The organism is Emticicia sp. MM (assembly GCF_001649495.1).
This window is the reverse complement of the sequence record NZ_LXHX01000115.1, coordinates 1-10,201: the sequence shown is the minus strand read 5'-3', so window position 1 is coordinate 10,201 and position 10,201 is coordinate 1. Positions and strand designations below refer to the sequence as shown.

Here is a 10,201-nt window from a genome sequence, read left to right as displayed (position 1 = left end):
GCCTAACAAAATCCAGAATGTTCTCCAAATTTCTTTGGTTTGTGCTGGTAGTTTTTCAGTTATTTCAGAATGAGCCATTGTATAACAATTTTAAGACTTTCTAATTATTAAATAAAGAGGTTCGGTTATTTCTAAACAAGGTAGAAGAAGGTAAACACGAATACCCAAACTAAATCTACAAAGTGCCAGTATAGACCGATTTTCTCAATCATTTCGTAGTGACCACGTTTTTCATAAACACCATTGGCTGTATTATAAAATGCCAATACATTCAACACAACTCCCGAGAAAACGTGTGTACCGTGGAAACCTGTTATAAAGAAGAAGAAGTCAGCAAAAGCGGCTGGTCCATATTCATTACGCACAAGGTTTGCACCAAATATTTGTGTACCATCTTTCAATGTTAAGCCATGTTCTGATCCGTGGATAAAGTGTGACCACTCCCAAGCCTGTGAGCTTAAGAAAGCAATACCACCTAGAATTGTCCAAAGCATGTATTTTTCAACATCTGCTTTATCTCTACGATGCCCCGCTTCAACGGCTAATACCATTGTTACTGAGCTCATGATTAAGATAAAAGTCATGATACCAACGAAAACTAACGGAGCTTGAACACCGTGCAAAAACGGAACGGCTTCAAAAACCCTTTCAGGAATTGGCCACCAAGTATTAGAGAATTCAAAGTTTTTACGTAAACCCTCAAATGTAGGGAAACTGTAACGAACTAAACCGTATGAAACTAATAAAGCCGAGAAAGTAAATGTGTCAGATAATAAGAAAATCCACATCATTAATTTTCCGTAGCCAACTTTCATTGGTTGCACGCCACCCTTCCATATTAAGTGTTCTGCGGTTGTAGAGGTTTTTGCACTTGCCATAACTTACAATTGTTAGCGGTTTGCCGCTTTGGTTAACAGTTCAATTAATTCTGACCCAAAAATAGTCAAAAAGTAAATATTATCTAAAATACAATAAAAATACAAATAAATAAACCCATAGAATGTCTAAGAAATGCCAAGATGTAGCACAAACTTCGACCAAAATTGTATTACTCGAATCTAACTTCATTCTGAAAGCCATCAAAAAGGTAGCAATCAAAATTCCTAGTCCGATTAAAAGGTGAGCCATGTGTAAGCCCGTAAAAATGTAAAAGAACGAACCAGAAGGATTTCCTTTTAGGAAAATTCCTTGGGCTTGTAAATCTTGCCATCCAATATATTGCATTCCTAAGAATGTAAGTCCTAAGACTGTTGTAATAGCTACCAGGGTTTTCAGCTTAGCGTTCTCATTTTTTCTAGCCGCTTGCAAAGATAAATGCATTGTTGCACTACTTATAATCAATACCAAGGTACTAATCCAAAAAATGGTCGGTACAGTAAATTCCACCCAGTTTCCTTCTGCTCTTCTTACTAAGTATGCACTTGTCTGTGAGGCAAATAGCATAACAATAGTAATAATAAAAAGCCAAGTAATGAATTTCCACTTATTTACTGACAACACTTGTGCTGGTTCTTCAACTCCAACTGTTGCTGTTGAAACACCTTTATTTTTATTTGATTTATTACTCATAAATTTTAGTCTGTTGATTTACCCTTTCGGGTATTCTATTGCTTACACTTTATCTAAAAGGTAGGCTATTTGTACTACTGGTAGATAAATAAATGAGCCAAACATTAATTGTAAAGCTGCTTTTCTATCAACTTTACGCATCAAATGGAAAGTTTGGGCTAAAAATAATACGCCAAACACCATCGCTACCACTGCCGAATTTATACCTGTCATACCCAAATAAAAAGGTACCCAACATAGAGGCAATAAAAACAAAGTATAAATCATTATTTGTATCGCTGAATTCAAGTTCTGTCCACCTTCAGATGGTAAAAGTTTAAAACCAGCTTTAGAATAATCTTCGTCTAAAACCCAAGCAATTGCCCAAAAATGAGGAAATTGCCAAAAGAATTGAATCGCAAATAAAATCCCAGGTTCTAATCCAAAATGACCTGAGGATGCAATCCATCCAATCATTGGAGGGAAAGCTCCCGGCAAAGCTCCCACTGCTACTGCAATTGGTCCAACGCGTTTTAGTGGTGTATAAACAAAACCATATAAAACCATTGACAATATTGCCAATAACCCTGCTCTATAATTAAATTCAAAGAACAAAATGTAGGTAGCAATCGAGGCCATAACCATACCGAAAATCATTGCTTCCTTTACTGAAAGTCTTCCACTCGGAAGTGGGCGATTTTCAGTTCGTTTCATCAATTTATCAAGGTCTTTCTCGATAATTTGATTGATTATATTAGCAGCAGCTGTAGTACAAAAAGCCGCAATTGCAAAAAGCATTACACGTTTCCATTGAACACTATCAGATGCTAATATGAATCCAAATGCACCAGAAAAAACAACTGTTGATGATAACCTAAACTTGGTTATATCATAATATGCTTTGAACTTCTGAGCAAAAATATTTTGTGTCGCTACCAAACTCATCGAAATTTAAGAAGCTATGCTTCTGAAAACTCTTTCTTTGTTGAGAAATAAAAAGATTACAAACTGAATCCCTATAGCCAAAACTCCAAGTGTTAAATGGACAGGCTGCATGAAATTAGGGAAACCTAAATATGCGAGTGTTAAACCAGATACTAACTCAATTCCTACTACAATCACTAACCAATTAGTAAATCTTGTAAGAATACCTTTTTCGCTGATTGATTTCTTGATTTTATAGTATATTACTAAGTTAATCAATACTATTACCATTGAAAATAGAGCGTGCATTTGAAATTTACCTCCAAGATTTGCCACCCACTCCGTTCGCATTGCTTCACCCATTGAAGCTGCTACTTTATCAACTACTTCTCTAACCTGTGTACCTAATAAAACTTGACCAGTAGTTAGAAAAATGGCTGCTGAAACTAAAAAACTCAAAGAACTTTTATCTGCTATATCTTCGATTTTAACTACATAATTGTATGAACGTGCGACTGCATAAAGTAGTATCATTACAATAATTACCGACAATATCATGTGTAGGGTAATCATTACAGGGTGTAATTCACTTGAAACCACTTTCGAGCCTAGCCATCCCTCAAACGCAACTAAAATCGTAGCTAGCAAGCTTAGCAAGACAATTGTTTTGTCTTTTTTTCGGAAACTAACAAACGAACTAACAAACGTTCCGAAAACTAATATCCCAATTAAAACACCAATTAAACGATTAACATATTCAATCCAAGTTTTTACCGCATTGAATTCTATTTCGCCTTTCAGTTTTTCACCGTAAATCTCTTTATAATTACTTGGTAACTGTGAAATATCGGTTGGTGGAACCCATGAACCAAAGCATCTTGGCCAATCCGGACAGCCCATACCTGACCCTGTTGCTCTTACTATTCCTCCGACTAAGATTAGAAAGTAAATCGCTCCTATCGTCCAAAAACCAAGTTTTCTAAATACTTTACCGTGAGTTGTCATTAGTTTGAGACAACGATTCACAACTTTTAGGTTGTGAATCGTTGGTAATTTTTATCAATCTGGAATACTGTAATCAAACTTAATTCCTTCGATTTCTTTTTCTTCTTTAATTAATTCATTCTCGTACGGGAAGTTAGATTCTGGCGTAGCAGAGAATGGAACATTTTGTGGGATGAAATCTTCAGCAGCACCCGGCTTACTGTAGTCGTAAGGCCAACGATAAACAGCTGGAATTTCACCTACCCAGTTACCATGTCCAACATTTACTGGAGTAGTCCACTCTAATGTATTCGACTTCCAAGGGTTTTGAGGGGCTGCCTTACCTTTGAAAACTGAATAGAAGAAGTTGAATAAGAAAATGATATTTGCAGCAAACACCATGATTGCAGCTATTGTACTAACTTGAGCTAAATCTTGGTATTTGTTTGTAAAATCAAAACCAGTATATGCATAGTATCGTCTTGGGAAACCAGCAATACCTAAATAGTGTTGCGGGAAGAATACAAGATAAGCACCAATGAAAGTAATCCAGAAGTGAATATAACCTAATGTATTATTCATCATTTTTCCAAACATCTTAGGGAACCAATGGTAAACACCAGCTACCATTCCGAAGAATGCAGCAGAACCCATTACAAGGTGGAAGTGAGCAACAACGAAATATGTATCGTGTAATTGAATATCCAAGGCACTATTACCTAAAATAATACCCGTTACACCACCTGAAATAAAGAATGATACTAAACCAATTGAGAATAACATCGCTGGAGTAAAGATGATATTTCCTCTCCACAATGTAGTGATGTAGTTAAATCCTTTTACAGCAGAAGGTACCGCAATAATCAATGTAAGGAGTGTAAATACTGAGCCTAAGAATGGGTTCATACCTGTCATGAACATGTGGTGAGCCCAAACGATAAACGCTAAGAACATGATACCTAACATTGAGAAAATCATCGCTTTATAACCAAAAATTGGTTTTCTTGAATTAGTTGCGATAATCTCTGAAGTCATACCTAAAGCTGGTAGAATAACGATATATACCTCTGGGTGACCCAAGAACCAGAATAAGTGCTGGAATAATATTGGGCTACCACCTTGGTTTGGCAGAGCTTGACCATTGATATAAATATCAGAGAGGTAGAAACTTGTACCAAAACTACGGTCAAAAATTAATAATAACGCTGCTGATAACAATACTGGGAAAGACAACAAACCTAAAATTGCTGTAAATGTAAAAGCCCAAATTGTTAAAGGCATTTTATCAAAAGTCATCCCTCTTGTACGCAAATTAATTACAGTAGTTACATAGTTTACGCTACCTAATAAACTTGAGGCAATAAAGATGGCCATACTCACTAACCACATTGTCATACCAGTGCCCGAGCCCGGTGCTGCGTCTGGTAGTGCACTTAATGGAGGATAAATTACCCAGCCACCACCTGCAGGACCATCTTGTACGAACAATGAGCAGAACATGATAACACTTGAAATGAAGAATAACCAATATGACAACATGTTGATAAATCCAGATGCCATATCTCTTGCTCCAATTTGAAGAGGAATCAAAAAGTTAGAGAACGTACCACTCAAACCTGCAGTCAATACAAAGAATACCATGATTGTACCGTGCATTGTAACAAGAGCAATGTAGTAGTTCGGGTCTAATTTACCAGTTTCATCAAACCATCTCTCTCCTAAAATTGGTTTTAACCAACCTAAATCAATACCTGGATATCCTAATTGTAAACGGAATACCAATGATAAAAAGCCGCCAATTAAGGCCCATGCCATACCCGTAAGTAGGTATTGCTTAGCAATCACTTTATGGTCCTCAGAGAAGATATACTTTTGTATAAAACTCTGTGGCTCGTGATGCTCATGAGCTTCGTCATGTCCGTGAACATGAGTATCTGCGTGTGCTACTGCTGCCATTTGTATATTACTTAGTTTTAATAATTTAGATTGAATATTATCTTAAAGCCGAAACAGTTGGTAAACTAGTACCGGCTGAAGCAGTTGTGCTATCTGCTGGAGCTTCTGTTGGAAAATACTTCAAAGCTTTAGCTTTCAAACCTGCTGGAACTTTCTCTAAGAACTCTGGTTTTGAAGCTAATAATGATTTTTGCTCTTTTTTCCACTTTTCGTAATCAGCTGGCTCATCAACTACTAAAATCAATTTCATACCGAAGTGGCTTCTACCACAAACTTCTGTACAAGCGATTTCGTATTTGAAATCCGGATTACCTAATTCAGCACGCATATCTGCTGTACTTTTATCAGCAATAAACCAGAATTTAGTAGGCATACCTGGTACAGCATCCATTTTAACTCTCATGTGAGGGATAAATACACTGTGAAGTACGTCTCTCGCTCTAATTTTAAGTAAAACTGGCTTACCTTTAGGGATGTGCATTTCGGTGCTGCTTGTGAAGTCATCGAATGAATTTTCATCAGAAAAATCAAGTCCAAACTCATTACCAGCTGCATCATCAATTAGTTTATAATTATAATTACCTAATTTGCCATTTTCAACGCCACCGTATCTTACTTGCCATCCGAATTGTTTACCCATAATCTCAATTATCTCAGCATCTTTTGGAGCATCGGCCATTACTTTGTTCCATACTCTTAGTCCTGTAAATACTAAGGCTGCCATTACCACAGCAGGAATTAAAGTCCAAACAATCTCTAAAGTATTATTATGAGGATAATAATGTGCTTTTCTGTTTTTATCATAGCGATATTTCACGGGGAAATAGAAAAGTACACTATTCACAAGAATAAATGCGGCTGTAACTACCACCATACTTACCCAGAACCAATAATCTGTCTCCTTTCCGTGTACAGAAGCAGCAGAAGGTATATCTCCAAAAGCTATCAAGAAGTCTTTTTTAGCATAGAAGAATGACCAAAATACACCAATCACGCTTAAAATCCAGAACACTAATAGACCAATCGCATTAAGGTTATTGGCACTATCTACTACCTCATCATTTTGCTCTGAACTTCCCTTCACTCCTTTCAAGAGTGTTTGTGTTTTTGAAATTACCGCAATGGTAAGTACAATAAACACAATTGCTAAGGCTACAATCAATAATGTCATGTTACTTAATTAATTTACAAGTTTGAATACTTTAACCCTTGTATTAAAAAATATTGTTCAACGAAATTGTTTTGAAAAATTAAATATCGTGATGAATACTTTCTTCTAAGAAAGGGTGGTTTTTAGGATATAGGTTTGCTTTAGATAATTGATTTGCAACAAAATAGATAAACAATGATGCAAATGTTAAGGTTGTTCCCCACTCGATGATACCAATACCACCTTGTTCTTTAGCAATACCCGGCATGTGCATTTGATAGAAATCAAACCAGTGACCGATGATAACCGATACACTACCTAATTTCAAGAATGTAGCTCTTCTCTTCGAGTTTCTTGCAAGTAAAATGAAGAATGGGAAGAAGAAGTTCAACAATAAACTAATATGGAATGGCCACCAGTATCTTCCTTGGAAGCCTGTAAATCTCTCACGGAAATAGATAGTCTCTTCTGGTAAGTTAGCATAGAAAATCAATAAATATTGAGAGAACCATACGTATGTCCAGAAAATAGAGAAACCAAAGATAAACTTACCTAAATCATGCAAGTGGCTTTCTTGCACGATTTTCATATATCCTTGGTCTTTCAACAATAAAATAATCAACATCATTGTTGCCAAACCTGCTACGTGCCAGCTTGCTAAGTGGTACCAACCAAACATTGTTGAGAACCAGTGTGTGTCAATTACCATTGATAAATCCCAAGCTGAAGTTGAAGCTGTTACAGCGAAGAAAATCAAGAAAAATTTAGCAATATTACGGCTCTTATAATAGTTATCTAAACCACCTTCTTCATCTTCAAGTAGTGAGTATTTTCTTAACTGTGTCCAACCGAAATACCAAACTGCTATGTAAGCAATAAGGCGAATCATGTAGAACGGCAGATTTAAATACCATGCCTTACCTGCGATAATTTTATCGTAGTGCTCGCTTGAAGGGTCCATGATACCATCGTGAGTCCAGTGCATAATCATGTGGCGAGTTGAAGGAACAGCCATCAAGATAATTAAAATTGCTCCAGGAACGATGATAAATGAAGGAAGAGCTTCTGCAACACGCTTGATTGATGATGACCAACCAGCTTTTGCTACATAGTTGTATGCGATAAAGAAAGCACCAACTACCGATATACCTAAGAAATACACGCTATTCATCCACAGATTGGCAATAATTCTGTTTAGTAATGATGTACCTCCGTGCTCGCCGCCGTGTTCTGCGTGGCCGCCTGCTGCTTCATGTCCAGCACCAGCATGTTCGGCACCATGTGATTCCCAAACACCTATTGACCAGCCTTTTGATAATAAGAATGAACCAATTGCAACCAAAGCAACACCAATAAGTGCTGCGATTATTAGTTTTCTTTTGGTTTCAGATTTAAACTCAAATCTTTCTTCTGTAGAAGGAATTTCGTGAGTACTATGAGCCATTTTCTTTGAATTTGAACCCTTATACTGTAAGGGTGTTAATAAAATGATATATCTTTTATACTAAACCTCTTTGCGAGGTATCCGTAACTCTACGGATAGCATTTAAAATATTAGTTACCTAATTGCAATCTGTGTACGTAATGAACAATTTTCCAACGCTCTTCTGGGTTCACTTGTGAAGCGTGAGCCCACATACGACCTTTACCAAAAGTAATTACGTGGTAAATATGTCCATCATTCATGTTTTTGTAAGCGTCAGCAGCATAGTTTGGAACCCCTTTATAAACTTTTCCAACTGGGCCATCACCTGCACCTTTTTCGCCATGACAGTGTAAACAGTTTCTTTCGTAGAGAACTTTTCCTTCCTCTTCAACTTTATCTGACCATGGAATTGGGTTTTTCAAAACTGCTTCTGCAACTGCGATACTATCTTTTGGTAAGTTATAAATCATCAAATCATTTACAACTGTACTATCATCTTGTAAAAATGAAGTATGATAGTTTGTACGAGCAACAGTACCTTCAACAGGAGAACGCATATTTTTTCCATCTGCGTTGATATTATTCTCTCTCCATTGTGTTAGGGGCTCGTATGCACGAGAATTGTACATATTAGGAGCAAATTCCCAACCAGTACTATTATTATCTTTGCATGAAGTCAAGGCAACTGTTGAAAAAGATGCGATTGATAATGCAAGCGAAATATTTTTTAATGAAACCTTCATCTTGAAATTCTTTGAATTGATTTATACTTCTTTCACATTTACTTCTGAAGCACCTGAATCTTTCAACAATTGTGAAATTTCAGCCTCTGACAATTTATTTTTAGCAAGGTCAATGGCTACTACAAATTTATCATCCGTACTTCTTGCGTCAAATATGATTGGTTTAGCAGTTGGGCCCATATCTTCAAGGTAGAAGAATGTAAATGACATACCAAATGCCGCTAAAAGAACAGTAAGCTCAAACATAATCGGCACGTTTGTTGGGAATGGGAAGAAATTCTTTCCACCAACATTAATCGGCCAGTCAACGCCCATTGTCCAGAATGTAAGAAGTAATGCACAGCAAGTACCTGTCATACCAAACAAGAAAGCCGCAACTCCCATTCTTGGGAAACTATAACCTAACGCTCTATCAAGTCCGTGTACAGCAAAAGGCGTATATGCTTCATGAATTTTAACACCTTGGTGTCTAATGTCTTCAACAGCATGAAGTAACTCATCTCCATCGTCAAAAACTCCTACTAAATATTTGCTATCTGCCATTTTATATGAATGGTTAAAAAATCTTTATTAAACTGTTGTTTTCTTTTTCTCTGGATATTTTTCTGAAGATGACTTCAATACAGATTTTACTTCTGCCATGTTAATAACTGGTAAGAACTTAGCAAATAAGAAGAATGCTGTAAAGAATAATCCGAAAGAGAAAATATAGTCAGAAATATCACCCAAACGTGGAGTAAAGTAAGTCCAGCTTGATGGTAAGTAATCACGGTGTAATGAAGTAACAATGATTACGAAACGCTCAAACCACATACCGATATTTACAACTACAGCCATAATGAAAGATACAAGAATGTTTTCGCGAATTTTCTTGAACCAGAATAACTGTGGAGAGATTACGTTACAAGTCATCATCGCCCAGTATGACCACCAAAGTGGACCAGTTGCACGGTTAATGAATGCATATTGTTCGTATTCTACGCCAGAGTAAGCAGCAATAAAGAACTCAGTGATATAAGCGATACCTACTACCGATCCAGTAAGTGTGATGACTTTATTCATCAATGAGATATGCTCAAGTGTTACATAATCTTCCATTTTGTAAACAACTCTTACTACGAGCATCAAGTTTTGCACCATTGCAAAACCAGAGAAGATCGCACCCGCAACGAAATACGGAGGGAAGATGGTTGTGTGCCAACCCGGAATTACCGAAGTAGCAAAGTCAAAAGATACGATTGTGTGTACTGAAAGTACTAGAGGAGTTGATAAACCTGCTAAAATCAAAGAAACGTCTTCGTATCTTGCCCAAGCTCTTGCTCCACCTGTCCAGCCGATTGCCAAAGCACCATAAATTTTCTTACGGATACCAGTTGCACGGTCACGGATTGTAGCTAAATCTGGAATTAAACCAATATACCAGAATAAACAAGAAACTGAAAAGTATGTCGAGATTGCAAATACGTCCCA

Annotated in this window: 10 protein-coding genes; all 10 read right to left on the bottom strand. The window is 36.8% G+C overall.

Annotation, left to right across the window (positions count from 1 at the left end):
• Positions 1–131: 131 nt before the first annotated feature.
• Positions 132–878, bottom strand: coding sequence for a cytochrome c oxidase subunit 3 (locus A6M55_RS16000; protein WP_015028572.1), 747 nt, complete (start codon positions 876–878; stop codon positions 132–134).
• Between the two features lie 79 nt (positions 879–957).
• On the bottom strand, positions 958–1,569 hold the full coding sequence (locus A6M55_RS15995) for a cytochrome c oxidase subunit 3 (RefSeq protein WP_015028573.1): 612 nt from the start codon (positions 1,567–1,569) through the stop codon (positions 958–960).
• 42 nt (positions 1,570–1,611) lie between these two features.
• Positions 1,612–2,493 carry a heme o synthase gene (gene cyoE, locus A6M55_RS15990; protein ID WP_015028574.1) on the bottom strand — a complete coding sequence of 294 codons (882 nt, stop codon included), beginning with the start codon at positions 2,491–2,493 and terminating at the stop codon, positions 1,612–1,614.
• A gap of 6 nt (positions 2,494–2,499) precedes the next feature.
• On the bottom strand, positions 2,500–3,477 hold the full coding sequence (locus tag A6M55_RS15985) for a heme A synthase (protein ID WP_015028575.1): 978 nt from the start codon (positions 3,475–3,477) through the stop codon (positions 2,500–2,502).
• 54 nt (positions 3,478–3,531) lie between these two features.
• Complete coding sequence (locus A6M55_RS15980; RefSeq protein ID WP_015028576.1) at positions 3,532–5,412, bottom strand: cbb3-type cytochrome c oxidase subunit I; 1,881 nt, start codon at positions 5,410–5,412, stop codon at positions 3,532–3,534.
• 37 nt (positions 5,413–5,449) lie between these two features.
• Positions 5,450–6,583: a cytochrome c oxidase subunit II gene (locus A6M55_RS15975; protein ID WP_015028577.1), complete on the bottom strand. Its 1,134-nt coding sequence runs from the start codon at positions 6,581–6,583 to the stop codon at positions 5,450–5,452.
• A 79-nt stretch (positions 6,584–6,662) separates the two neighbouring features.
• A complete protein-coding gene (locus tag A6M55_RS15970; RefSeq protein ID WP_015028578.1) occupies positions 6,663–8,006 on the bottom strand; it encodes a hypothetical protein in 1,344 nt (447 codons plus the stop codon).
• Positions 8,007–8,116: 110 nt separating this feature from the next.
• Positions 8,117–8,731 carry a cytochrome c gene (locus tag A6M55_RS15965; protein ID WP_015028579.1) on the bottom strand — a complete coding sequence of 205 codons (615 nt, stop codon included), beginning with the start codon at positions 8,729–8,731 and terminating at the stop codon, positions 8,117–8,119.
• 21 nt (positions 8,732–8,752) lie between these two features.
• Positions 8,753–9,274 (bottom strand): DUF3341 domain-containing protein, encoded by a 522-nt coding sequence (locus tag A6M55_RS15960; RefSeq protein WP_015028580.1) that lies wholly within the window; start codon positions 9,272–9,274, stop codon positions 8,753–8,755.
• A 27-nt stretch (positions 9,275–9,301) separates the two neighbouring features.
• The coding region (gene nrfD, locus A6M55_RS15955; protein ID WP_064198528.1) for an NrfD/PsrC family molybdoenzyme membrane anchor subunit at positions 9,302–10,201 on the bottom strand (900 nt) is incomplete at its 5' end.